Genomic DNA, 22,338 nt, shown 5'->3' on the forward strand with positions numbered 1-22,338 from the left:
TTGCGATTAACGTGCAGTTACCGACACCGGCTGCTCCAATGCATCATCCAGCCACCAGGTAAATCCGTTCTCGGCAAGCAGCTTTGCCGATTCCTCTGGACCGTACGAGCCTGCTGCATACGTATGAAGCGGCACTGTGCCAGCCTGGAATGCATCCAATACAGGTTGTACCCATTCCCAGGAAAGCTCAACCTCATCCCAGTGAGCAAAGAACGTGGAGTCACCGCGCAGCGCGTCGTAAATCAGACGTTCGTACGCTTCAGGAACCTCTTTATTCTGTTCATTAAAGGTTAACTGTACGGTTTCAAGCTTGCCAGTCACCGGATTTTTGCTGTTGATGCTAAGAGTAACCCCTTCCTGCGGGTTTACGCTGATCACGAGCAGATTCGGTGCGGCAGGCTGTCCCTGAGAAGCATAAGGGTCCGCGGCATCACGTTTGAATTCAACAACGATTCGTGTGGATTTTTCAGCCATTCGCTTTCCTGTACGGATGTAAAATGGTACTCCGGCCCACTTCTCATTGTCAATCCAGACACGTGCGGCGATAAAGGTATCGTTTTGCGAATCAAGTCCGATGTCAGGCTCTTCCTTATAACCCGGCAATGCTTTGCCGTTAAGTTCGCCGCGTCCGTATTGGGCGCGCACAATCTCGGTCTGAACCTGATCTGCCGTCAGCGGGCGAAGAGCTTCAATCACTTTTCGTTTCTCGGCCCGAATGTCCGATGCCGCTACCTGCGCAGGCTTGTCCATGGCAGTCATCATCAGCATTTGCAGCATATGATTTTGTACCATATCACGGATGGCCCCGGAGTGATCGTAATATCCTGCGCGCTCTTCAACGCCTACCGTCTCGGCAGCCGTAATTTGCACATTTGCAATATGTTTGTTGTTCCACGCCCCTTGCAGGAGCGGGTTGGCAAATTTAATGGCTTCGAGATTCTGAACCATCGGTTTGCCCAGGTAATGGTCGATGCGGTAAATTTCATCCTCGGCAAACGCTTTGCTCAACTTCTCATTCAGCTCGCGTGCTGACTCAAGATCATGACCGAAAGGCTTCTCAATAATCAGACGTTTCCAGCCCTCTGTATTGCCAAGTCCGCCGCTTTGGATATTCAGTGCAATCACATCGAAAAATTCCGGCGCTACCGACAGATAAAACAGACGGTTCGACTTGATCCCGAGCTCCGACTCACGCTGTTCTGCAAGCTGCAGCAGCTTCTTGTAGTCTTCAGGATGGTTAACGTTAAGGGAGCAGTAACGGAAAGAGCTCAGGAACTGCTGCATCTGTGCGCTGTCCTGCGGCTTGCGTCTCGAGAACGTCTGCACGGCTTGTTCTACATTGCTCTGAAATTGGGCATCCGGCACTTCGCGCCGCCCGAGTCCGATCACGGAGAAAGAGGCCGGGAATTTGCTATCTTCAAAAAGATTATATAATGCAGGGTAAATCTTGCGCTTGGCCAGGTCACCTGTAGCTCCAAACAAGATAAAAGTCATTGATTCCATGGATATTCCTTCTTCCTAACATGTGTTAAGGTTATTAAAAGTTACCCGTTAAATTAACGTAACCATGATACACCCATTAAAACATGTAGTCAACGAAAATTTGTCTATTTTGTGAATTTTATAACAAGCCTTGAATGATTGCGCTTTCTTTGATAAATTGTCTGTAACACCTTCAATTTCTTGTCATATTTATCATAGTTTAAGCAAAAACTTGAGGTTACTATTTGTACCCTAGGAATGTATAATAACCTAAATCAAATAAAGGGGACCAACACGATGGACGGTCAAAAGCCGAAATTGTTATGCGGCAAAGTGGAACAGTCCTATCAAATGATCAGCAAAAAATGGGCTGCTCTCATCATTCACACGTTAATGGAACATCCTAAAAGGTTCAGCGAGATCCAGGCCTTCATTCCCGATCTCAGCAAACGCATGCTGACGGAACGCATCAAGGAGCTTGAAGAATCGGGAATCGTCATCCGTAATGTGATCGCTGGCAGACCTGTTCGAATCGAGTACACTTTAACACGCAAAGGGAAAGAATTGGGATATGCATTGAATTACATCGAAGCCTGGGCCGAGAAATGGCTATAACAGCAAGAAGCAGGGAGACCTTATTCAGCAATAGGGTCTCCCTGCTTGTACTGTGATATGCATTCTCTATCCTGCATTGCTTGCTGCTAAGTATTGCCGGCAGGCTGCCCGGGCACGGTGTCCCGATACACACTTGGCGTCATGCCCGTATGCTTTTTGAACAGCTTGCTGAAGTATTTTACATCCTCAAAGCCGACACGAACGGCCACCTCACCGACCTTTATTGGTGAAGAAGCCAGCAGATGCATGGCATGCCGAATTTTGCAGCCGGTTACAAAATCCCCAAAGGTCATCCCGGTTTCTTTTCTGAATATTTCGCTCAAATAGTGGGGATGCACGTGAATATGGCCCGCTACCGTCTGCAGGCTGATGCCTTCCCCTACATGCTCGGTGATATAGGCCATGGCCCTGCGTACATGGCTTTCCTGTCCTTCTGCAGCCATCTCATGGTACTGCTCCATAATGGTGTACAACTGTCGAAACAGTTGGTCCTTGGATTGTGGAACCTGCTGCACCATGTCGGGAAGCACGAGCCCTTTATCCTGTTCAAAGCCAAGATCGGACGTAACGCTGCGCAGCCAGCGGCAGGCAGCCAGAACAGCCGACCTTACGGAAGCCTCCAATGTATCCACCGTTGTGCCCGAATCCGCCAGCCTCGCCTCCACAAAACCGGCAACCCAAGACTGCAGGCTGCCAGCATTGCGGGTCAACAGAATAGTGGACAGGCTGCGCTCTTCTTCCGCCGTACAGATGGACAGTCCACCCTTGCGCCGATTCATCTCATCCCAGCTCCAGGCGTTCCCTCTCAACCAATTCCGACAGCGTAAGGTATGCTTGGCCATGCGATAAGAAGCGGGCAATTCATCCGGCCGATCCACTGTGCCCCCCTGTGCCAGATACAGCCGGCATTTCAGCATTTGTTCCGTTTTGTCCAGTTCAAGCCGGTATGACGGGACTGCCGCTTGTCCCTCTTCCCCTTCCACAGCTTCTTCTGCCATGATGAAGACAATTTGCTGCCCGTGCGTTAGCGTGATCCCGGGCAGCGACTCCCCAAGAAAGTTAGCGGCGGCGAACACCAGCAGTGATACTTCCTGCTTATTTTCTCCCCAACCTTCCGTCTCGATCAGACAGACGCGGTATTTACCGGCAAGGGGCAATCCAACATCATTCAATATCGCGGCGACGCCGTCCTCCTGCAGCTGCACATCCTCATAGGCAAGCCACTGCAGCAATTGGCGGTTTTGCTCCTTCTTCCTGTCAAAATGAAGCTGGCTGCTGAAATGCCGCTTTTGCCTGATCCTTTTTTTCGCCTCCAGAACGGTACGGATAATATCCTCTGTCCTGCTCGTTTTAAGCAGATAGTCGGATACCCTTTGTCTGATGGCCTGCCGGGTATACTGGAAGTCATCATAACCCGAGAGAATAATAACCTCTGTATCTGGATGAACACTGACAGCCTTCTCGGCAAGCTCCAGTCCGCTCATGTCATACATTCGGATATCCGTTAGAAGGATATCAGGACATTCCTGCCGGATGACCTCTATCGCTTCCTCAGCCGAGCCAGCAGGTGCCAGCAGCTCAAAGCCAAGCTCCTGCCACGGAATGACCTTGGACAGACCTGTACGTATAATGACCTCATCATCAACGATCAGAACCTTCATGTAAACAGCTCCTTGCATAGGGTATGCCAAAAGTCACCTTTGTTCCTACCCCTTCGTGGCTGGTGATGCTCAAGCTTGATTCCGGTCCGTAGTACAAAAGCAAACGTTCGTTTACATTGCGCAAGCCATAACCTGATAGCGCTTCCTTCTCTGTTTCCGCCAGGGGGTTACCGGAGCGCATGCCTGCAATCACTTCCGTAAGACGATCATCATTCATGCCCCTGCCGTTATCTTCAACCGTAAAGTGCAGAAATTCTCCCTGCTGATCTATTCTCAGCACGATCAATCCGTGCATTCCCTGATCCCGCAAGCCGTGCGTAATCGCATTCTCAACCAGGGGCTGCAGCAGCAGCTTGAGCATGTAATGGTTCAAGACGGAAGCATCAGCCAGTACCTCGATCCTGAAGCGGTCGGGAAAGCGGATGGATTGCACCTTGGCATAACTCCTGATATGAGCCAATTCCTGCTCCACACGGCAAAAGTCACGTCCCTTGTTCAGGCTAAAGCGCAGAAAATCGCTCAATGATTCCACCATATCCGCCATTTTATGTTCTCCTGACATCAAGGCAATCCAGTGAATGGAAGACAGGGTATTGTACAAAAAATGAGGGTTGATTTGATACTGCAGAGCACGGATATCCGCTTCCTTTTTACGTGTTTCCTGAAGAATAAGCTCTTCCTTCAGTCGGTCAATATGCCTTCCCAGCCGGTTGTAGCTGCCGCCAAGCCGGGCAATTTCGTCTTGCCCAATGACCGGGAAAGCCGGCAGCGGCCGCTCAGGATCCAGGTGTGACAACAGAAGCTCCAGCGAACGGAGCGGCCGGGTGATCCGCTGCACGACAAACCAGATAATTCCTGCACCAAGGCCAAAAGCCACCAGCACGGTTGCCAGCGTCAGCATCAAAATATAACGGTTCTCAGACAAATAATCCTCGCTATCGATCATCCCGACGAACGACCAGCCCGTGTTCTCATTCTGGTGATATAACAGCGTTTTGCGTCCGCCTTCAGCGTTCATTTCAGCTGTTCCGCTTACGGAAACCCACTCCATGGACGAGCTTCCAGGGTAGATCAGCTCGAGCGGCTGCGCCAGATGTGTCTCGGCAGTGGATGACAGGACGGTTCTGTTCCGGTCCACAAGCACCACATTCCCATCACTCCCCAGCCGCGGAGACGACCAGTACTTGGACAGCTCGCGCTCATTGAGACTGATGCATATCCAGCCCAGCAGCTTATAATCATGTACGCTCCGCAGCGGCCTTATGAAGGTAATGGCGTTTTGCACCTTGGCATAACCGCGGACATGATATACCCCTGTCCATGTCTTGGTTTTCACCGTCCCCAATCGCTGTACGGAAAGGTGCGGAGACGGCTCAATGCGGCCTGTGGACAATACCGGGATGGAACGCACTGGGACAATGGCAATATCAAGAATATAACGTTTTGATGCAGCAAGATTGGCCAGCATGCCGTTAACCTCACTGATCTTCTTCTCATCCTGTGCGGCAGAAGCCATATACTGCTGAATTTCCTGCTGGCCTGTCAAAAAAACTGACATATTCTCAACATCACCACTGATAAACCGCAGATTGGCGTCCATCTGCCGGAGCGCATCAAGACCGGCCAGCTTCATCTTGTCTTCTGTCGATCCTGCAGAAATCACATAGGCAAATATGCCAAGCAGAAGCAGCGGCACCAGAATGCAAACAGCCACCAGAAAAGAAAGCTTGCGGTGCAGGGAAGACCGGATCCAGCCCTTCATAGTTCAGCCTCCTGCACAAAAAATCTAATAGAGGTAGTTCAAAAAGTCATCTTTTGATCACGAAGTAAATCAGGAGGCGGACTCGACATCGAATCTTGAATTCAGCCGGGCCTAAGCGGATGCTTTCGAAGCATGTTTCCTTCGGAAACATTTCAGGTGCTCACGTACCCCACGTACGCTCCGCTCCTCAGTCCCGGATTCATCCAACTCAAGCGTTTTGAAAAAACGCTCTTCGGAAGCATACGCTTCGGTGCTGAAAACCTGACTTTTTGAACTCGCATTAATATAGGAATGTTCAGCCTTTCACCGCTCCGGCCGTCATGCCTTTCATGATCTGCTCCTGGAAGAGCAGATACATGATGACAGTCGGAATCACCGCTAGTGTCATGGCCGCCAGCGTCAAGCCGTAATCCGTCTGGTATCCGTCGGCAAAGTTGGCGATGCTAAGCGGAAGGGTTTTCATATCCGTCTTGCTGATGAACACCAGCGCAAACGAAAAATCATTCCAGGCATGCAGAAAGCTTAAAATCGTAACGGTTGCAAGCGCCGGGGTGGACATCGGCAGCATAATGCGCAGAAACAATCCCCACACTCCCGTTCCGTCCATAAATGCGGCCTCTTCGATATCGCGGGGGACCGAGACCAGATAGGCTGTCAAAATAAAAAGCGCCGTCGGCAGTGCAAATGCCGTATAAGGAAGAATCAAGGCCCAGTAGGTGTTAAGCAGCGACATTTGCTTCATCAAAATAAAAAGCGGCACAAGCGTGCTGTGAATCGGGATCAGCATGCCGACAACAAAGAAAGCCATCACCCACGCCTTGGCTTTAAAGCGAAAGCGGGCCAGCACGAATGAGGCCAGGGATGCAATAAACAGTGTCAGCAGCAGTGATCCTGCAGAAACAATAATGGAATTCATAAATGAACTGCCGAGGCGCGAGCTTTCCCAGGCGTTGATAAAATTATCAAATTGCCACTGAGCGGGAAGCGCAAAGGGGCGTTCATAGAACTCGGTGTTTGTTTTAAATGAGCTTATAACCAGCCAAAAAAACGGATACAACGTTAAAATACCATAAACCGTCAGCAGAGTCCAAAGAATGGCAGCCCCGTACCGGGGACGTGCCCGGCCAGCTCTGCGATGACCTGCTGGTGTCCCGAGCGGAGCGGCAGTGTCGCTCATTTGTACATCCTCCTTTCTCCAATTCAAATCAAGTCTTCTTTTTTGCGGCTTGCAAGCCACTGACTCGTTCCAATCAGCAGCAGGCTTACGATCACAATGGTGGTCGATATGGCGCTGCCGAATCCGTAGCGGTAGCTTGTAAAGGTGGAGTTATACATGTAGGTGGCCAGCAGCTCGGTTGCATGAGCAGGTCCGCCTTTCGTCATAATATAGACCAGATCAAACGATTTCAGGCTACCGGATATGCACAGAATGACGGCCACCTGCACGGTCGCGCGGATCATGGGCAGGGAGATGGACACCAGCTTGCGCAGTCCGGTGGCGCCGTCCAGCTTGGCGGCATCATGAATATCGCTTGATATGTTTTGCAGTGCAGATATAAATATAATGAGATACAGTCCTACAAAGCTCCAGATCAGCGGCGGAATGAGGGCATAGATGGCAATACCGGCATCGGACAGCCATTGCAGCTTCCAGCTCTGCAGTCCGAGCGTATCGAGCAGAAAGTTCAGAATACCGATCTGAGGGTGATAAATGTACTGCCATACCATTCCGATTACGACCGTGGACAGCACCATGGGCAGAAATATGGCGGAACGAAGAAATCGCTGGAGAAAGCTGCTCTTGTGCAGCAGCACGGCAAGCGCCAGAGCGATAGGGATCTGGCCGAAGACCGACGCCAGCACGAAAATAATATTGTTTTTCAACGCCCGCCAGAAAATCGGATCTTTTACAATCTCAGTATAATTTTGCAGGCCGATATACTTCGCCTCTCCGATCCCGGACCAGTTGAAAAAACCGTAATAAGCGGACCAGACGACAGGTACGAATACAAACAGCGCATAGATCAGGAGAGCGGGCAGCAGGCCGAGCGTAATAAATCTCCGGTTGCTTAATGCATTCATCTTTTCCACGTCCTTTATGAAGCGGCCCCCCGCCGAAGTCAGATTTCAAGCGGGAGGCGTTTTTGTTTTTATTACTGGGCCACTGCCGCGGCCTGTGTGTCCTGGATTTTCTGGGCAATCGCTTTAGGATCTCCGCCCATCAGCAGCTCCTGCAGCCCGTTGTTGGTCACCTCTACGGTCGCCGATGCAAGCTTCGAATCATACACAGGGACAATCTTGATGTCTTTCATCAGATTGTACAGCTCGACAAACAGCGGGTGCGCCTTGCTTTCATCCAGTGCAATATCGTAGCTGACAAGCGTGCTGCTGTTCAGAGTCACCTGCTGTCCTTCAGGACCCGACAGAGCGTACAGCAGCTTCATGGCCGCTTCCTTACGGGCGCCGGTAAGCTTTTTGCTTACACCCATCCCGGTTCCCACCACACCCGAAGTCGTCGCAGGTTCTCCCTTTCCGCCTTCAATCGGCGGGATGATAGTGATGTGGGTATTATCCAGCACCTCAGGCGGCGCGTTGTTCACCAGATTGGCCAAGGCCCATCCGCCGTTGATCACCATCGCGGCTTTGCCCTGGAAGTAGAGCTGCATCATTTGTGTTTCGTCAATGCTGTTGAAGCCTTCCTGGAACGCTTTCTCATTGCCCAGCTCCTGCAGCTTGGCCAGCGCTTCAATAAACTGCGGATCGGTGAAGCTCGCCCCGTCCTGGGCTACAGCCTTGAGAAACCAATCCGTTCCTGTAATCCGGTCGGCGATCGTACTGAACGTGGTCGATTGGGCTACCCAGTTGGTCTTGTTGCCCAAAGCAATAGGGATAACGTCTTTTTCATTGAAGGTGCGGACGGCTGTGAGCAGCTCATCCCAGGTCTCCGGCACCTTGACTCCATGCTGATCAAACAAAGCCTTGTTGTAGTAAATAAACGAGCTTGGCGCCAGATTCATCGGCACCGAATAAATATTCCCGTCCACGGTAAAACCGTCAAGAGCTCCGGGAATAAAACCGTTTTTCCATTCCGGGTTCTTGTCCAGCTCTTCATTGATGGGCTGGAGCAGATCACCTTTGACAAATTCCTTGGTCATTGCATCAGGAAACATGACGAACAAATCCGGCATTTCATCGGCAGCCGCCACGGTGCGCAGCCGGGTTCTCAGTCCGTCTGTCGGCAGCCCCTCCTCTTCGAGAATGATATCCGGATTATTGGTCTGGAAATCCTCAAGCTGCTTACGCATGGCTGTCGCCTTCGCATCCTGCCCTGTCCAGTTATGCCATACGGTCAGCGTTACCTTGCTGTCCGTACCGTTTTCGTCTTCGGCAGCCTGCCCGCCGCACCCGGCCAACAGGCTGATGGACAGGACGACACCGACGATTTGTATAAACCTTTTTCTGAAAATTGACGTTTTCATCATTTGACCCCCCTGATTTGGTAATTTTAATTATATTGACACCGCTTTCAATTTTTAAGGTGAAAAACTTCAAGCATAGGGTAGAAATACTTCAGCTCTTGTTGGGCGCTCCGAGAACGAAGCATTCCTCCAACCGCTGTTGTCCCTCCGGGCCAAAGGCGGACGCTGACGCTTTATCCGGAATTGCTTCGTTCTCTCCGCTGCTGCGTGCTTGTCCATACCTAAAAAATAGGCCAACCATAGGTTTCTGGCTAGCCTAATAAAACGAAGAACACAACTTCTCCCATCATATGCCCAAAAAAATAACAGTGGCAATCTATGAATGAAAACAAAATCCTAAGCTCGGCGCTGTTTTATTAATCTTTCAAAATTTCAGCAGAGAATGCCCATGGCTTCAGGCATGGGATGAATCGGCTTCGGTCAAAAGCTGTCTGTTGACAGGTGGATTGACGTAAACTGTTAAGACTGTTGCGATCCAATCCGCCCTTGAATATTTTGAGAAGCCGGCGGTCCTATGACTACCGTCTGATTGATGGGCTTGAGCACTTCCGCCATCTGGGACGCATTCACACCATATATTTTCTGGAATACTTCAGGAGGGGTCCTTCTCAGGACATCAGACCCGAACACCACCTGTGCTGCACTATCATCAAAAATAGCCAGCAGATGCGTCTAGTCCCTCGTTGCGATTTCCCAATGCCACCATCCCATTGGAATGTACACAGTTTGCGGCGGTTTGACGCGGTAACTGAGTATCTGCAGGGTGAAAGGGTTGAGAACGGAGATATCAGCTTCCCCTTGTATAACATATACAAGTTCGGCTGCGTTCGGGTGCCAATGGGCTTCCACACTGTGTCCTTTACTCAGATAGATGTCAAGCAGGCTAAGGTTTTGCATCACAGGCAGCTGTTCGGCGAACTGCTGAAGAATGAAGTTTTGCGGATTTTGCACGAAAAACGGCTTTGCTCTCAAATCAAAAGACAGATTCAAAGAAGGAGATTGAAGGGCTGTCATAACACTGTCAGACCGCACGCTATCCCGCCTTTCTGGGTTGGATGATAGGATAAATATATTCATGTGCCTAGAAAGACGTGCGGTAGTTTTGTTTTATCTGATGATTGTTTATCTGAGTTCCGCAGCCTTCAACTTGACCTGCTGAACAGACTGTACACGAGCGTTGCTCCGCATGCCAATGCCAACACCTCGAAATTAAGTCCCAGAAGAAAAGAATACCGGATCATTTGCCAAATAAGGATAATAAATAAGGGCAGGACCACGCAGGCAAGAAAGCCCCAGTTTATTTTCATCTTCAGGGATTTGACAAAAATCAACCCGATATAACCTCCCCAAATGACATAAAGTCCGACAATGATCCATCTGAATACTAAAAGAAAGGTCATTTTTAATTGATTCTCGAACTCCTCTTCCAAGCGACCCATAAGCACATTCATCGCCACAAAGCCCACGACCCAAAGCAAATAAAGGAGATACTTCGATTTTAATTTTTCCATATTCGCCCCCATTTCTTTTAACGAGCTTTTCGCATTCCAAAAAAATGTATTCCAAAAAATGTATACGGGAAAACAAACGCCAGGTTGCGCTTGCTTGCGGCTGCATGCTAGGATAAATTGTTGGTTTTTATCGCAGAAACGGACGACCTCACGCTTTGAAAGGATGAATTCGACATATGGCTTTCGGGATAAACCGCAGGGAGCTCAATGAATGGAAGCAGGCTGTCAGCCGCGGTGAAATTGCTTTTCTCACCCACTACTGGCAGGACCCCCGTTTTCCGGAAATCCGAACCGTTACCAAGGTGGGCTGCTCGGATGAAAAGCGGCTCCGTGCATGGTGCAGGGAGAACGGCTTGAATCCACACTATATTCATAAACGCGCAAGCTTTCCCCATTTCGATCTTCTCGGACAAAAGCAGCTCGAAATCCTCCGCAAATGCGGATTACACGACCATATCAGCAGATTCCATTTATCTTGATAGAAGAACAGAGAGCCGGAACAACCTGCCTCCCCTTTCCTCTGTACAGCAATCGGGATTCAGAACAGCTTACATGGTTAACATATAACTACAGGACCAATATTTTTTACATCCCGAGAGGAGGAAAAAAAGATGAGTGAGAAGACGCATGTAGTCACCAAAGAAGGCGAGCTCAAGCTGGATCATGTGGACGAGACGCTGGACCGGATGGACCCCGAACATAAGGATGAAATTTTGCAAAGCTTCGACACCTTCAAGGCCTATCTGAAAAAAAGAATCAAGCTGGGCCAAAGCATCGGTCTCAATGAGGAGCAAATGGCTCTCGTTGCCCAGCATGTGGCCGATTATCTGGCTGCGACAGAGGAGCCGCGCAATCGTGAGGAAAAGCTGCTGCAGGAACTGTGGAAGGCCGGCAACGAGGATCAGCGTCACAAGCTGGCCCACATGCTGGTCAAGCTGGCTCAAACGGCGGGTTGAACCGAAAAATAACCGTCCGCATTGTATGGATGCGCGAACGGTTATTTTTTGCTGCTTACAGGGATGCGGCGGCGGATTTTTGCTTTATTTTTACAAGCGCTTTATGAATCCAGATTGCGGACAGCAATCCCTCCCCCATTGCCACTGCCGCCTGCTCGGAATGGGCACCAAGATCACCTGCCACCCACACATTTTCGATATTGGTCATTTTGCTGCGGGCATCTGTTTCCACGTGCCGGTTATGGATTAGCTTTACCCCCAATTGTTCGGCAAGCCCGGAATGAACATGATTTCCGCCAAAGGCGATAAAACCCCGCTCTGCTTCAATCATTTCTCCGTTCTCCAGCTTGATGCCGGACAATTGTCCTTCACTTGGACAAACGACTTCGGCTGCGGCGGCTTCAATATAACGAATCCCTTTACTCTGCAGCTTGTCCAGCAGGACTGCAGGCACCTCTGTCATTTCGTGGTTAATGTAAATCAATCTATCCGTCCGATCTGACAACACCAGGGCCATATCCGCACCTGCTTTCCCCGCCCCCAATACAACGGTAAGGCGGTCCTGGACTTCATAGCCGTCACAATCAGGGCATATATAAATGCTGCTGCCCAGACAAGGGACCAGCCCTGGCAGATCGGGAAAACGGTCCGTCACCCCTGTTGCCAGCAGAAGTGTGGGTGCTTGATAGACCTCTCCTCCTCCCACCGTGATTTGAAATTCATCGCCTTGGTTGGAAGCTTTAACAGCACTGCCCCGCAAAAATTCAATGCCCAGGCCCGATGCCGTTTCTTGTCCTCTTTGTCGTAATTCCTCACCTGATATGCCGTCAGGAAAGCCGAGCAGGTTATGATAATTCCGGCATAACGTGGACCTGCCATAACCCGAATCAATGACCAGGGTGTGAATGGTGGAATACCGGCCTAACTGGATGGCGGCCTGCAAGCCGGCAATGCCCCCTCCTACAATGATCGTGTCATATGATTTCATTTCTTCCCTTCCTCCTCTGCAAAACCACATTCTTCTCCAAACCATCCTGTAATGGTTATGTACACCGCTCATGCATTTTCAAACTTATTTTCACCTATCCGGACATGAAATAACCGCAAAAAGAAAGGCGTGCGTTCTCACTATAGCCTCCGGCTATAATCGGCTATAGTTATTTGGAGTTACGGGTTGAATTTCAAGATATGCTATCTTTCTCTTAGAAGTCGAACAAGGAAAACAGAGGAGCGAGCGTATATGAAAAGCGGTAACTTGGGCTATCCCCGCATTGGACGGGAACGGGAATGGAAAAAGGTGCTGGAGGCCTTTTGGGCAGGACGCCTTGAGGAAGAGGAACTGCATTCGGAGCTGAAAGCGATCCGTTTGCGGGGGCTGCAGACCCAGAAGGAAAAGGGAGTCGACGCCATCCCTGTCGGCGATTTCACCTATTATGATCATGTGCTGGATACGGCTGTCATGTTCGGCCTTATTCCCGAACGCTTCGGCTATGCCGGAGGCGAGCCGGATTTATCCGTATATTTTGCCATGGCTCGCGGTACCCGCGAGGCGACAGCGTGTGAGATGACGAAATGGTTTAATACAAATTATCACTATATCGTGCCTGAGCTGGCGGACATCGAGCCAAGACTGACCGGGAACAAACCGCTCGATGCCTATCTTGAGGCGAAGGCGGAGCTCGGCATTGAGGGCCGGCCGGTTCTTGTCGGGCTGTACACCTTTCTAAAGCTGTCCAAAGGTTACGCAGCAGAGCAGCTCAAGAGCTGGATCGACCGGCTGTTGCCGCTGTACGGGCAGGTGCTGTGCGAACTGGAAGCGGCGGGAGCGGAATGGGTGCAGATTGACGAGCCGATCCTGTCCACGACGCTCGATGCGGAGGAACTGCAGCATGTTTCGTATATTTACGACAAGCTGAGCGTGGCTGCGCCCGGTATCAAGCTGATGCTGCAGACGTACTTCGAAGCGGCCGATCATTACGAAGCGGTTACCGCGCTGCCGGTGCACGGCATCGGCCTGGACTTCGTGCACGATGGCGGGCGCAATCTGCGGGCGATCAGCGAACACGGCTTCCCTGCCGGTAAGCTGCTTGGCGCGGGCCTGATCGACGGACGCGGCATTTGGCGGGCGGACCTGGAGAGCAAGCTGGGGACACTGACGGCGCTGACCGGCATCGTTGCCGCTGACCGCATCATCGTGCAGCCATCCTGCAGCTTGCTGCATGTGCCCGTCAGCGCCGCACAGGAGCTGGCGCTTGAGCCTGAGCTGCGCGAGGCGCTTGCTTTTGCCGACGAGAAGCTGGAGGAACTGGCATTGCTGGCAGAGGCAGGCCGTTTGGGCCCGGAAGCGATCCGCTCCGAGCTGGAAGCGGCCAAACGGAGCCGCAGCGCGCTGCAGCAGTCCCCTTCCCGCAACAGCAAGCGGGTGAATGAGCGAATCGCCGGGCTGGCCTCGCAGCCTTCATCCCGTGCGGAGAGCTTCGAAGAGCGGCGTAAGGCGCAGCAGGAACGCTGGAATCTGCCCTTGCTGCCAACGACGACGATCGGCAGCTTTCCGCAGACGCCCGAAATTCGCAGCGCCCGGCGGAAATGGCGTAAAGGGGAATGGAGCGATACGCAGTATGACGGTTTTATCAAAGCGGAAATCAAGACCTGGATCGGGCTGCAGTCGGAGCTCGGGCTGGACGTGTTCGTGCACGGCGAATTCGAGCGCAACGACATGGTGGAGTTTTTCGGCGAGAAGCTGTCCGGCTTTGCATTTACGGCGAACGGCTGGGTACAATCCTACGGCTCACGCTGCGTGAAGCCTCCGGTCATATATGGCGATGTCGAGCTTACGGAGCCGATGACAGTGGCGGAGACTGTGTATGCCCAATCGTTGACGGATGCGCCGGTAAAGGGAATGCTGACCGGTCCGGTTACCATCTTAAACTGGTCGTTCGTACGCGATGACAAGCCGCGTGAGGAAGTTGCTTACCAGATTGCGCTAGCGCTGCGCGAAGAAGTAGAGGCGCTGGAGGCGGCGGGCATCGGTATGATCCAGGTGGATGAGCCGGCGCTGCGCGAAGGGTTGCCGCTCAAGCGGGAGCATTGGCCGGCCTATCTGGATTGGGCTGTGCGTGCGTTCCGGGTGTCCACCTCGACCGTGAAGCCGGAAACGCAAATTCATACACATATGTGTTACAGCGAATTTCACGACATTATCGAAGCGATAGACGCCCTGGACGCTGACGTCATCTCCATCGAGACCTCACGCAGCCACGGGGAGCTGATCGAAAGCTTCGAGAAGCATACGTACGATAAGGGCATCGGCCTCGGTGTATATGACATTCACAGCCCACGCGTTCCGGAACCTGAGGAAATGACGGTGATGATCGACCGTGCCCTGCGGGTGCTGTCCCCTGATCAGTTCTGGATCAATCCGGACTGCGGACTAAAGACGAGAAAGGAAGAGGAAACGATCGCTGCGCTGCGCAATATGGTGCAAGCCACCAAACAAGCCCGCGAGAAATATACCGCAAATGTAAACAGCTGAGTGGTAATTTGGGTAATTATCTAAAGTTCAAATAGAATGAGACCGCCCATCAAAGGCGGTCTCATTCTGCTTCATAGACAATTTTTTCTGAACATCACTTATATTTGTTCTCACTGGAGGATTGATGCTTTGTTTCCCCATGGCGGTTTTCTTCCTGCTGTTCCAGCGTCAGGTCTTCCATCGGAATCGGGTCCACATTTTGTTCGCTTTCAAACAGGTCGAACAGGCTTGGCTGATCGGTCGGATACTGCTCAGGATGATCGCGGTTACCTGCCTGCTGCAGCTTTTCCGCTTTTTTTTCGGATTGGGACATCGTCTTTGCCTCCCTGGTATCGTGATGGTGATGCAAATACACGCTCTTTATATTTTTACCTGTTCCAGGGAAATTCTAAACAATGTCTCAACCACCCAACTGATTAATCTGGTCCTTCAGCTCTGTAATTTGCTGAATCAGCTGCGCAATCTCGGTTTGCTGCCAGGCTTCGATGGTAAACCCCTGCTGCTCCATTCGCTGCAGGAAAGAATCTGCCGCTTCACTCAGGGATTGGGCATAACCGCTGATCTCTCCATGGATCGATTGTGCATATGCAGGCGCCTCTGTCTGTGTAAACTGCTGTGCCTCGTCACGCAATGCCTGCAGCTGATTCTTCAGGTCTGCAAGCGCCTGCGGATCGGATACGGCCTGCTCCGCCAGACGCTGCAGCTCCGTGCCAGCCGAGCTGATGTCGGTAACAAATCCGGTTGCTTCATTCGCGTAATCCAGGGATTGATTGACACTGTCAACGGCTCCGCAGCCAGCAGCCAGCGCCAGACTGATACCCATGACGATCGCTGCAGCCGCCTGTCCAATTTTCCTCTTTCGGATTTTCATAAGCAAGCACTCCTCTGCATCATAGCTTTACGAATGCTTACGCTCAGGATCCCTGAACGTTTCAAATACATTTCGAGGCTCCAGGAAAGTACCTGCTGCTTGTAATGCGGCCAAGTAAGGATCAGCTTTTGTCGGAATAAAAGATGTGCTTTGCCTCAAAGCTGCCGTTATTCAGGTTCAATACTGCGAAAGAATACTGCACCTGTCTCCGCTTATCGGTAGGCGAGCCCGGATTCAGCACCAATACGCCGTTAATTGTTCTTACTGTCGGGATGTGGGAGTGGCCGTAAATAATACAATCGACCTGGCGGCCGGCAAAAGCGGCAATGGCCCGCTCCTCCGTCGTGCCGCGAAAGCCGTCTCCATGCACGATGCCGATTCGCTTGCCTCCGACCTCCACGATCCGCTCGTAACCAAGCCGCTGTACGATATCCGGTCCGTCATTATTGCCTGCAACCCCTTCCACAGGAGCGAAAGCAGACAGCTTCTCATATACGCTCCAATCCGTCCAGTCTCCTGCGTGAAGAATCAGATCCGCGCCCGGAAGTTCCTTCAGCAGAGCCGAAGGCAGCCCGCGCGCTGCCGACGAAATATGTGTATCGGAAATTACGATGATTTTCATGTCTCTTCACTCCGGGAAGTAGTCATTTTCCGGCCGCAAACGCACCTTCAGCAGCCGCAGGCTGTTTTCCATTTGCTTAACAACCTCTTCAAGCTGCCTGCGGTCAATCGTGCTGAAATCGGAAGCCGGTTTGGGAGCGCTTTTCAATTCCTTGATCAAAGCCTGCTGCTCCTGCCATTTATCCATCAAATCCGCAACATTGGCGTAAAAACGTTCATAGTCCTTAATGATTTCATCCAAAAAGGCATCGACCTCATCCGGATCATAACCGCGCATCTTGGTTTTAAACTGCTTCTGGTGAATGGAAAGCGCGTCTAATTGTATGCCAAGCTGCTTAAACAGCTGCTTTTGCTTTTCCAGCCTGCGTTTCATATATTCATCCATCAGTACGACCTCCTTCTCTCCTTTTATTTTTATAACATATTTCGACACGGAGATAAAACCCGTTCCTCTCTCTGGCGACGCCTTGGCCTTACTGATTTCAATTCACCCTCACCGGGTAAAAGAACATTACAGGCCTCATTCCGTAACAGGCCATCAAATCAGGTCCATGAAACAGAAGGGAGTTGTGATCATGAACCACTTAACGCCTCAACAAATTACAAAATTGAAACACATGCTCCTGGAGCAGAAAAAAGAGCTGGAAGATCATTTTAAATTTAACGGCCAGGAAAATTCAAGTCTTGGCGACTCCTTGAAGGTGTCCACCGGAGAATTGACTTCATACGATAACCATCCGGCCGATCTCGGTACAGAAACGTTCGAGCGCAGCCGCGACATGGCCATCAACGGGACGCTCCACAGCGAGTTTGATCAGATTAACGCCGCATTGCAGCGGATGAAGGATGGAACCTACGGCATTTGCATCGTATCAGGCAAAGAAATCCCGTTCGAGCGTCTGCAGGCTATTCCCTATACGGACCACCATATGGATTACACCCCTGACCGCGAGGTTTCGGGCAGCCGCCCGGTGGAGGAGCAGGTTATGACTCTGCCTCCCAGAGGCGCAGGGGAGGTTAGACAGCGCAATGCAGGCAAATTCGATGATGCCGATGCATGGGAGGCCGTGGAAGATTTCGGGACCTCCAACACGCCTGCCATGGCCGCCAAGCGGGATGTGAAAGATTATGACGATATGTAATCTCAAATAATGATTGTGCAAATCAGGCTGTCCAGCGGACAGCCTGTTTAAGTTCGTTTATTATTGCTCTTCATCCTCTAATTTATCTGATACAACAATAAGAAAAGTGGCAATCGGGCCCAACAATAAAGATATAAAGAACCAATTCACCCGGCTTCTATTTTTAGTCTGTGCTAATCCTGCGTTGATCAGAGCCAGCGTGAACCATGGAAAAGAATAGGATTGAACATCTTCAGCCAACGGATCACTCCTTACTTATTCGGCAGATCAGCCCACAACAACTCTCTTACGGCTTCTGGCCGATTCCAGGCAGGCGTCAACCACCTTCATATTCAAAATGGAATCCTCCGGCTCATAAGGCAGCGGCGCTCCATCCAGCACGGCTGCCGCGAACGCTTCGGCCTGCAGCTTGAAGGAGTTATGACCCTTCAGCCTTTCCTCGCGGGTCATTGTTCCCACATGGACGAAGATTTGTGGAACGACAGACGTCTTCTCCCAGCCGAACATCTTGGGCATGGCGATCGTGCCTTTTGTCCCCAGGATTTCCATATTGGAACGGCTTGCGGCCCACATGCCGCAATCAAAGGTAAGGGTGATGTCTCCGGGAAACTCCACCAGGCCTGAAGCCATCATATCAACGCCGCCGTGCTTCTCGGAATAGAGCGCACGCACACTCACGGCCTCAGGCTCGCTTTTTAAATACATACGTGCTGCTGAAAGCGGATAGACCCCGACATCGTAAATAGAACCGCCGCCCATCTCCTTGTTAAAGCGCACGTTATTCTCCTGGTCGGAGCTGTTGAAGGTGAACGTGCAGTGGATGCTGCGAATTTCGCCAATCTCGCCGCTGGCGATAATATCCTTAATGCGCTGATGCTTCGGATGATAACGGTACATGAAAGCTTCCGCGAAGAGCACACCCGCCTTTTTACAGGCATCCACCATCTCGGCAGTGTCGACGGAGCTCAGAGAGGAAGGCTTCTCGCACAATACATGCTTGCCGGCCTGGGCCGAGCGGATTGTCCACTCCTTATGCAAATGATTGGGAAGCGGGACATAGACGGCTTCCACCTCAGGGTCCTGCAGCAGCTCCTCATAGCTTCCGTACGATCTTGCTATGTTATACTGCTTGGACATCTCCAGCGCTTTATCCGCATTCCGGGACGCAATGGCGACGACCTCTCCCCGCTCCGATTCCTGTATGGCCGGAATTACGGCTGTTCTTGCAATATCCGCTGTACTGATAACTCCCCACTTCAATTTCCGGGTCATCTTCCTCATCCTTCCCGTATTGGTTTAGTAGTTGTCCTGTTCAGCTTTGTGCAATATACCGAGACATCTGTCCAAGTCCGCCTTGATCTGCTTCTTGTACAATTTGGCCTTCTCGGCTCCCCCGTCCGTAAAATGGTAGAGGACGATCTCCTGAAAGTCCACGCGCGGGTCGGAGCCCTTCAGCTTTTTCGTACGATAAAAGATCCCCTCCTGAACCAATTCATGCAGAGCCCTGTACACTTCACTCTGCGGAGGGACATAACCGAAGCTCTTAAACTCGCCCTTCATCGTCTCCAGCATCTGATACCCGTATTCCCGGTGCTTTTCTACCATTGTAATCAGGTACAGCTTGATAAATGCCCGCTGCGAAATCATGAACGCCATTCCTCGTCCTCCCTCCCATCTCTTGTTTGGACCATTCCCTTCCTCCATTATATAGTAATTTCCACATTGCCACTATTCTAATTTTTCATAGAGTGTTTTCGCTTTTGGCTTTTAATAGAGTTGAGCGGGCGGCGACGTGGCTTTTCGGAATAAAGGGAGAGCGGTGGGAAAGTGTTTCTATTTCGAATTTTTCATATATTGAATTTTTTAATTGTAACCGAGATTTATGGCTTCAAAATTGAAACAACGACAGCCTTGAACTAAAAATCAGTCCTGACTGCCGCTGTTTTATTCCTAAAAAGACTATTTTATTCTTGCAGAAATCACGTGGTCTTTATTTAACTCCAGCAAATCCCACAGATTCCCGTATAAATCTTTAAAAACGGCAACCGTGCCATAAGGCTGTTCAATGGGTTCACGAATAAATTCGATTCCCTTTGCTCGCATGTCCTCATAATCTCTCCAGAAATTATCGGTGTTTAAGAATAGAAAGACACGGCCACCTGTCTGGTTTCCTATAAACTCCTCTTCTTCCGGAGCGGACGCTTTTGCAAGCAATAATGTGGTGCCTACTGAACCTGGTGGTGACACTACAACCCATCTTTTATCTTGTTCGGGTTGATATGTATCTTCCACTAAAGTAAAGTTCAGCTTCTTTGTATAAAATTCGATGGCTTCATCATAATCCTTTACGACAATAGCGACATGGACAATGGATTGAATCATGCTGTGGCCCCTTCCATAAGAGAGATGATATACGCTCATCATACTATACTTCTAAATGAGCCTCATAGCTACTTATGTGAATTTTTCATATATTGAATTAGGCATCCGAAAAACAAAAAACAACCGCTCCTGCAAAGGAGCGGTCGCGCGTCGTGCCGCCGGCCGGCATCAACAGTTAAGCTTGCCCCGGCAAACCTGTGGGCTTGCTGGCCGTTGTGGATGGCCGCCGCGTCTGCTGCCCCACCGTCCAGCGCCCCAGGGGCAGCCTGGACAGCAGCCAGGCGCATCCCACTGAGAGCAGAGTGCAGAACACAAAGGAAATCATCACCCTGACCGTCACATTCCAGCCAGCAAACCACTGCTGGTCAGGCAGGTAGCTAAGCCTCAGCATTAACGGATGCATCAGATATGCACCATAAGAAACCGTGCCCAGCCAAGAAATCCAGCGCACGACACTAGAGCCTGTGGCAGTGATGGCCATGGCCGTCCGGTATGCCGCAAAAATCAAAACGATACAGTACACCGCCATCAACGGACGCAGTAGCGATACCGAATTAAACCGGATGAGCAGCCCTTCATCGGTTTGAAAGCTTCCGACAAGCCTGAACAACAGAATGCCGGTCAACAGTACAAAGAGGCTCCAGTATACCCACCCAATTTTACGGACCCACTTGTTCCAACGGTTTATGTTCATCCCTGCGGACGCGCCGAGAAAGAAATAAAACAGGAAATACAGGACGTTCCGGTCAGCATAAACGGTAAACATCGATGTCAGCACCGGGATATCCGCCGTCTCGAAGAGACGGGAAACCGGGCCAATGCAGAACATAAGTCCCGTGTACAGCAGACCCGCGGCGATGATGGCCGACGGACCCATTCTAGCCGGAATGGCGGTTGCAATAGCACGAAACGCTTTCCGCAGCAGCGGAAACAGCAGATAACATTGAATAATCATGATGATATACCAAAAATGGTAGCTTGTTTTGCCGGTCAGCAGCTTTTGTCCATACAGCAGCAGCGCATCCCAACTCAATACTCCCCCTGCAGACAGCAGGTTTACGGCCTCAAAAACCGCAGACCAGATGATATACGGCACCACAATATCTTTAAAACGCTTGGCAAGAAATGTTCCGTAGGAAAATCTGCCGTCGTAGTTGTAGAACAGCACCAGTCCGGTAATAAAAATAAACACAGGCACCGCAAATTTCGCCGCTAGGAGCAAAATTGCCATCAGCACCCCATCTGCCAGGGTCACCCCCGGCACAATGGAATAATGCGCTATGGAATGCTGCAGCACCACGGCTGCAAACGCAAGGCCGCGCAAAACTCCGATTTCCGGCACTCTCTCCTTTTTGCTCATCGTTTCCCCCAACCCTCTCGATGTCTCCCCATCCATTATAATCGCTGTTTGTATTCCGTAAATGGTAAAAGCATCGGAAAGAGCACAAAACATTTTCCATGTTACAAATTAACTAATCAGTTTAAAATAACTAAGACTCTTTTGGTGAAAATGAGGTGACCGAGATGACTGCTTCAGAGGCCAAGGCAGAAGAAAATAATTATCTGCTCATTCTGATGACCGTGATCGGAGCGTTGCTGGCTGTTATGATGTATGTGCTGCTGGGGAAACAGGGACCATGAGCTTATCCGGCAAAAAAGGGCCGTCCCCGTCATTGGCATGACCATGGGACGACCCCTTTTGAAAGCTATGATTTATTAAATTGAGTCGCCGGGCATTACATCTTCCGTGACAGATCTGTACGGGCGCTATTCGTAACATCATCACGCAGCGTATAACGGTCCGCATTCAGCGAACGGTTCGTGCGAAAAATATCGTAGACCTGATTGCTTCTGCTGTCCGAGTCCACCAGCACCAGAATTTTGCCCTGATCCACATAGCTCTCATATTCGCGAGCCTCATCCTCGGGAATCCCCAGGCCCACCAGTCCGCCGACGAGACCGCCTGCACCTGCGCCGACCGCAGCTCCGGTCAGGGTTGCGGCAATGGGACCTGCGGCCAGAATCGGCCCGATGCCAGGAATGGCCAATGCCCCGATACCGGCCAACAAACCGGCCACGCCGCCCAACAATCCGCCTGTGGCGGCCCCGGTTGCAACCCCCTGCGGCGCCTTGGTGCCAGTCTCTTCACTGATGGCATTCAGATCATCGCGGTCCTTGGTAATGACCGAAATTTCATCCCTTGGAATTCCCTGAAGCTTCAGATCTTCAATCGCCCGCGAAGCTTCTCTTTCCGTATCAAAAACACCGACAATTCTCTTCGTTTCCATGACAGATACCTCCTCATTTTTTTGAAGTGGTTCGTC

General features: G+C 51.0%; 24 protein-coding genes. 5 read left to right on the top strand and 19 right to left on the bottom strand.

The window, feature by feature from the left end; genetic code table 11:
• Positions 1–6 precede the first annotated feature (6 nt).
• Complete coding sequence (gene zwf / locus ACI1P2_RS03970) at positions 7–1,503, bottom strand: glucose-6-phosphate dehydrogenase (protein WP_355317058.1); 1,497 nt, start codon at positions 1,501–1,503, stop codon at positions 7–9.
• Positions 1,504–1,779: 276 nt separating this feature from the next.
• Here zwf and ACI1P2_RS03975 point away from each other — a divergent pair, with 276 nt between their 5' ends.
• A complete protein-coding gene (locus ACI1P2_RS03975; protein ID WP_355317060.1) occupies positions 1,780–2,097 on the top strand; it encodes a winged helix-turn-helix transcriptional regulator in 318 nt (105 codons plus the stop codon).
• A gap of 86 nt (positions 2,098–2,183) precedes the next feature.
• Here the strand turns inward: ACI1P2_RS03975 and ACI1P2_RS03980 are convergent, their stop codons facing one another.
• From ACI1P2_RS03980 to ACI1P2_RS04010, 7 genes are all read right to left on the bottom strand, one after another.
• Complete coding sequence (locus ACI1P2_RS03980; protein WP_355317062.1) at positions 2,184–3,758, bottom strand: helix-turn-helix domain-containing protein; 1,575 nt, start codon at positions 3,756–3,758, stop codon at positions 2,184–2,186.
• Positions 3,739–5,520 (bottom strand): cache domain-containing sensor histidine kinase, encoded by a 1,782-nt coding sequence (locus ACI1P2_RS03985; RefSeq protein WP_355317064.1) that lies wholly within the window; start codon positions 5,518–5,520, stop codon positions 3,739–3,741. Before ACI1P2_RS03985 ends, ACI1P2_RS03980 begins: the two co-directional genes overlap by 20 nt.
• Positions 5,521–5,815: 295 nt before the next feature.
• On the bottom strand, positions 5,816–6,697 hold the full coding sequence (locus tag ACI1P2_RS03990; RefSeq protein WP_355317066.1) for a carbohydrate ABC transporter permease: 882 nt from the start codon (positions 6,695–6,697) through the stop codon (positions 5,816–5,818).
• 23 nt (positions 6,698–6,720) lie between these two features.
• Complete coding sequence (locus tag ACI1P2_RS03995) at positions 6,721–7,602, bottom strand: carbohydrate ABC transporter permease (protein ID WP_355317068.1); 882 nt, start codon at positions 7,600–7,602, stop codon at positions 6,721–6,723.
• Between the two features lie 71 nt (positions 7,603–7,673).
• On the bottom strand, positions 7,674–8,999 hold the full coding sequence (locus ACI1P2_RS04000; protein WP_355317070.1) for an extracellular solute-binding protein: 1,326 nt from the start codon (positions 8,997–8,999) through the stop codon (positions 7,674–7,676).
• A 672-nt stretch (positions 9,000–9,671) separates the two neighbouring features.
• Complete coding sequence (locus ACI1P2_RS04005; RefSeq protein ID WP_355317072.1) at positions 9,672–10,013, bottom strand: cupin domain-containing protein; 342 nt, start codon at positions 10,011–10,013, stop codon at positions 9,672–9,674.
• Positions 10,014–10,208: 195 nt separating this feature from the next.
• On the bottom strand, positions 10,209–10,565 hold the full coding sequence (locus tag ACI1P2_RS04010) for a hypothetical protein (RefSeq protein WP_355317074.1): 357 nt from the start codon (positions 10,563–10,565) through the stop codon (positions 10,209–10,211).
• A gap of 121 nt (positions 10,566–10,686) precedes the next feature.
• Between ACI1P2_RS04010 and ACI1P2_RS04015 the strand changes: the two genes are divergently transcribed.
• Together ACI1P2_RS04015 and ACI1P2_RS04020 are read left to right on the top strand one after the other, a co-directional pair.
• Positions 10,687–10,989: a hypothetical protein gene (locus ACI1P2_RS04015; RefSeq protein ID WP_355317076.1), complete on the top strand. Its 303-nt coding sequence runs from the start codon at positions 10,687–10,689 to the stop codon at positions 10,987–10,989.
• Between the two features lie 132 nt (positions 10,990–11,121).
• Positions 11,122–11,466, top strand: a complete 345-nt coding sequence (locus ACI1P2_RS04020; RefSeq protein ID WP_355317078.1) for a DUF3243 domain-containing protein — start codon at positions 11,122–11,124, stop codon at positions 11,464–11,466.
• 55 nt (positions 11,467–11,521) lie between these two features.
• Here ACI1P2_RS04020 and ACI1P2_RS04025 read toward each other — a convergent pair whose 3' ends face one another.
• A complete protein-coding gene (locus ACI1P2_RS04025; protein ID WP_355317080.1) occupies positions 11,522–12,454 on the bottom strand; it encodes an NAD(P)/FAD-dependent oxidoreductase in 933 nt (310 codons plus the stop codon).
• A 252-nt stretch (positions 12,455–12,706) separates the two neighbouring features.
• Here ACI1P2_RS04025 and metE point away from each other — a divergent pair, with 252 nt between their 5' ends.
• Positions 12,707–14,998 (top strand): 5-methyltetrahydropteroyltriglutamate--homocysteine S-methyltransferase, encoded by a 2,292-nt coding sequence (gene metE, locus ACI1P2_RS04030; protein WP_355317082.1) that lies wholly within the window; start codon positions 12,707–12,709, stop codon positions 14,996–14,998.
• A 94-nt stretch (positions 14,999–15,092) separates the two neighbouring features.
• Here metE and ACI1P2_RS04035 read toward each other — a convergent pair whose 3' ends face one another.
• From ACI1P2_RS04035 to ACI1P2_RS04050, 4 genes are all read right to left on the bottom strand, one after another.
• Positions 15,093–15,311 carry a hypothetical protein gene (locus ACI1P2_RS04035; protein ID WP_355317084.1) on the bottom strand — a complete coding sequence of 73 codons (219 nt, stop codon included), beginning with the start codon at positions 15,309–15,311 and terminating at the stop codon, positions 15,093–15,095.
• A gap of 87 nt (positions 15,312–15,398) precedes the next feature.
• Complete coding sequence (locus ACI1P2_RS04040; RefSeq protein WP_355317086.1) at positions 15,399–15,869, bottom strand: DUF6376 family protein; 471 nt, start codon at positions 15,867–15,869, stop codon at positions 15,399–15,401.
• A gap of 121 nt (positions 15,870–15,990) precedes the next feature.
• Positions 15,991–16,491, bottom strand: a complete 501-nt coding sequence (locus ACI1P2_RS04045) for a metallophosphoesterase family protein (RefSeq protein ID WP_355317088.1) — start codon at positions 16,489–16,491, stop codon at positions 15,991–15,993.
• A gap of 6 nt (positions 16,492–16,497) precedes the next feature.
• Positions 16,498–16,875, bottom strand: a complete 378-nt coding sequence (locus ACI1P2_RS04050) for a DivIVA domain-containing protein (protein ID WP_355317089.1) — start codon at positions 16,873–16,875, stop codon at positions 16,498–16,500.
• A 190-nt stretch (positions 16,876–17,065) separates the two neighbouring features.
• Between ACI1P2_RS04050 and ACI1P2_RS04055 the strand changes: the two genes are divergently transcribed.
• Positions 17,066–17,632 carry a TraR/DksA C4-type zinc finger protein gene (locus tag ACI1P2_RS04055; RefSeq protein WP_355317090.1) on the top strand — a complete coding sequence of 189 codons (567 nt, stop codon included), beginning with the start codon at positions 17,066–17,068 and terminating at the stop codon, positions 17,630–17,632.
• Positions 17,633–17,692: 60 nt separating this feature from the next.
• Here the strand turns inward: ACI1P2_RS04055 and ACI1P2_RS04060 are convergent, their stop codons facing one another.
• From ACI1P2_RS04060 to ACI1P2_RS04085, 6 genes are all read right to left on the bottom strand, one after another.
• Positions 17,693–17,872, bottom strand: a complete 180-nt coding sequence (locus ACI1P2_RS04060) for a hypothetical protein (RefSeq protein ID WP_355317092.1) — start codon at positions 17,870–17,872, stop codon at positions 17,693–17,695.
• A 27-nt stretch (positions 17,873–17,899) separates the two neighbouring features.
• The gene (locus ACI1P2_RS04065; RefSeq protein ID WP_355317093.1) at positions 17,900–18,904 is read right to left on the bottom strand and encodes a Gfo/Idh/MocA family protein; all 1,005 of its coding nucleotides are present in this window, start codon (positions 18,902–18,904) and stop codon (positions 17,900–17,902) included.
• A gap of 24 nt (positions 18,905–18,928) precedes the next feature.
• On the bottom strand, positions 18,929–19,288 hold the full coding sequence (locus ACI1P2_RS04070) for a Replication termination protein (RefSeq protein ID WP_355317095.1): 360 nt from the start codon (positions 19,286–19,288) through the stop codon (positions 18,929–18,931).
• Positions 19,289–19,591: 303 nt separating this feature from the next.
• Positions 19,592–20,014, bottom strand: a complete 423-nt coding sequence (locus ACI1P2_RS04075; protein ID WP_355317096.1) for a VOC family protein — start codon at positions 20,012–20,014, stop codon at positions 19,592–19,594.
• A gap of 175 nt (positions 20,015–20,189) precedes the next feature.
• Positions 20,190–21,374, bottom strand: coding sequence for an acyltransferase (locus tag ACI1P2_RS04080; protein WP_355317097.1), 1,185 nt, complete (start codon positions 21,372–21,374; stop codon positions 20,190–20,192).
• A gap of 376 nt (positions 21,375–21,750) precedes the next feature.
• Positions 21,751–22,302, bottom strand: coding sequence for a general stress protein (locus tag ACI1P2_RS04085; protein WP_355317099.1), 552 nt, complete (start codon positions 22,300–22,302; stop codon positions 21,751–21,753).
• Between the last annotated feature and the right edge of the window lie 36 nt (positions 22,303–22,338).

The sequence above is a fragment of the Paenibacillus jiangxiensis genome (assembly GCF_046098255.1).
Taxonomy (GTDB): Bacteria; Bacillota; Bacilli; order Paenibacillales; family Paenibacillaceae; genus Paenibacillus; species Paenibacillus jiagnxiensis.

What these genes read in the sequence shown, in the direction of transcription:
- ACI1P2_RS04070 (WP_355317095.1), bottom strand. Translation starts at nt 19,288, where the DNA reads ATGGCGTTCATGATTTCGCAGCGGGCATTTATCAAGCTGTACCTGATT.
- ACI1P2_RS04055 (WP_355317090.1), top strand. Translation starts at nt 17,066, where the DNA reads ATGAACCACTTAACGCCTCAACAAATTACAAAATTGAAACACATGCTC.
- ACI1P2_RS04035 (WP_355317084.1), bottom strand. Translation starts at nt 15,311, where the DNA reads ATGTCCCAATCCGAAAAAAAAGCGGAAAAGCTGCAGCAGGCAGGTAAC.
- ACI1P2_RS04085 (WP_355317099.1), bottom strand. Translation starts at nt 22,302, where the DNA reads ATGGAAACGAAGAGAATTGTCGGTGTTTTTGATACGGAAAGAGAAGCT.
- ACI1P2_RS04040 (WP_355317086.1), bottom strand. Translation starts at nt 15,869, where the DNA reads ATGAAAATCCGAAAGAGGAAAATTGGACAGGCGGCTGCAGCGATCGTC.
- ACI1P2_RS04025 (WP_355317080.1), bottom strand. Translation starts at nt 12,454, where the DNA reads ATGAAATCATATGACACGATCATTGTAGGAGGGGGCATTGCCGGCTTG.
- ACI1P2_RS04045 (WP_355317088.1), bottom strand. Translation starts at nt 16,491, where the DNA reads ATGAAAATCATCGTAATTTCCGATACACATATTTCGTCGGCAGCGCGC.
- ACI1P2_RS03995 (WP_355317068.1), bottom strand. Translation starts at nt 7,602, where the DNA reads ATGAATGCATTAAGCAACCGGAGATTTATTACGCTCGGCCTGCTGCCC.
- ACI1P2_RS04065 (WP_355317093.1), bottom strand. Translation starts at nt 18,904, where the DNA reads ATGACCCGGAAATTGAAGTGGGGAGTTATCAGTACAGCGGATATTGCA.
- ACI1P2_RS03985 (WP_355317064.1), bottom strand. Translation starts at nt 5,520, where the DNA reads ATGAAGGGCTGGATCCGGTCTTCCCTGCACCGCAAGCTTTCTTTTCTG.
- zwf (WP_355317058.1), bottom strand. Translation starts at nt 1,503, where the DNA reads ATGGAATCAATGACTTTTATCTTGTTTGGAGCTACAGGTGACCTGGCC.
- ACI1P2_RS04005 (WP_355317072.1), bottom strand. Translation starts at nt 10,013, where the DNA reads ATGACAGCCCTTCAATCTCCTTCTTTGAATCTGTCTTTTGATTTGAGA.
- ACI1P2_RS04020 (WP_355317078.1), top strand. Translation starts at nt 11,122, where the DNA reads ATGAGTGAGAAGACGCATGTAGTCACCAAAGAAGGCGAGCTCAAGCTG.
- ACI1P2_RS03980 (WP_355317062.1), bottom strand. Translation starts at nt 3,758, where the DNA reads ATGAAGGTTCTGATCGTTGATGATGAGGTCATTATACGTACAGGTCTG.
- ACI1P2_RS04050 (WP_355317089.1), bottom strand. Translation starts at nt 16,875, where the DNA reads ATGGATGAATATATGAAACGCAGGCTGGAAAAGCAAAAGCAGCTGTTT.
- ACI1P2_RS03990 (WP_355317066.1), bottom strand. Translation starts at nt 6,697, where the DNA reads ATGAGCGACACTGCCGCTCCGCTCGGGACACCAGCAGGTCATCGCAGA.
- ACI1P2_RS04000 (WP_355317070.1), bottom strand. Translation starts at nt 8,999, where the DNA reads ATGAAAACGTCAATTTTCAGAAAAAGGTTTATACAAATCGTCGGTGTC.
- ACI1P2_RS04075 (WP_355317096.1), bottom strand. Translation starts at nt 20,014, where the DNA reads ATGATTCAATCCATTGTCCATGTCGCTATTGTCGTAAAGGATTATGAT.
- ACI1P2_RS03975 (WP_355317060.1), top strand. Translation starts at nt 1,780, where the DNA reads ATGGACGGTCAAAAGCCGAAATTGTTATGCGGCAAAGTGGAACAGTCC.
- metE (WP_355317082.1), top strand. Translation starts at nt 12,707, where the DNA reads ATGAAAAGCGGTAACTTGGGCTATCCCCGCATTGGACGGGAACGGGAA.
- ACI1P2_RS04015 (WP_355317076.1), top strand. Translation starts at nt 10,687, where the DNA reads ATGGCTTTCGGGATAAACCGCAGGGAGCTCAATGAATGGAAGCAGGCT.
- ACI1P2_RS04080 (WP_355317097.1), bottom strand. Translation starts at nt 21,374, where the DNA reads ATGAGCAAAAAGGAGAGAGTGCCGGAAATCGGAGTTTTGCGCGGCCTT.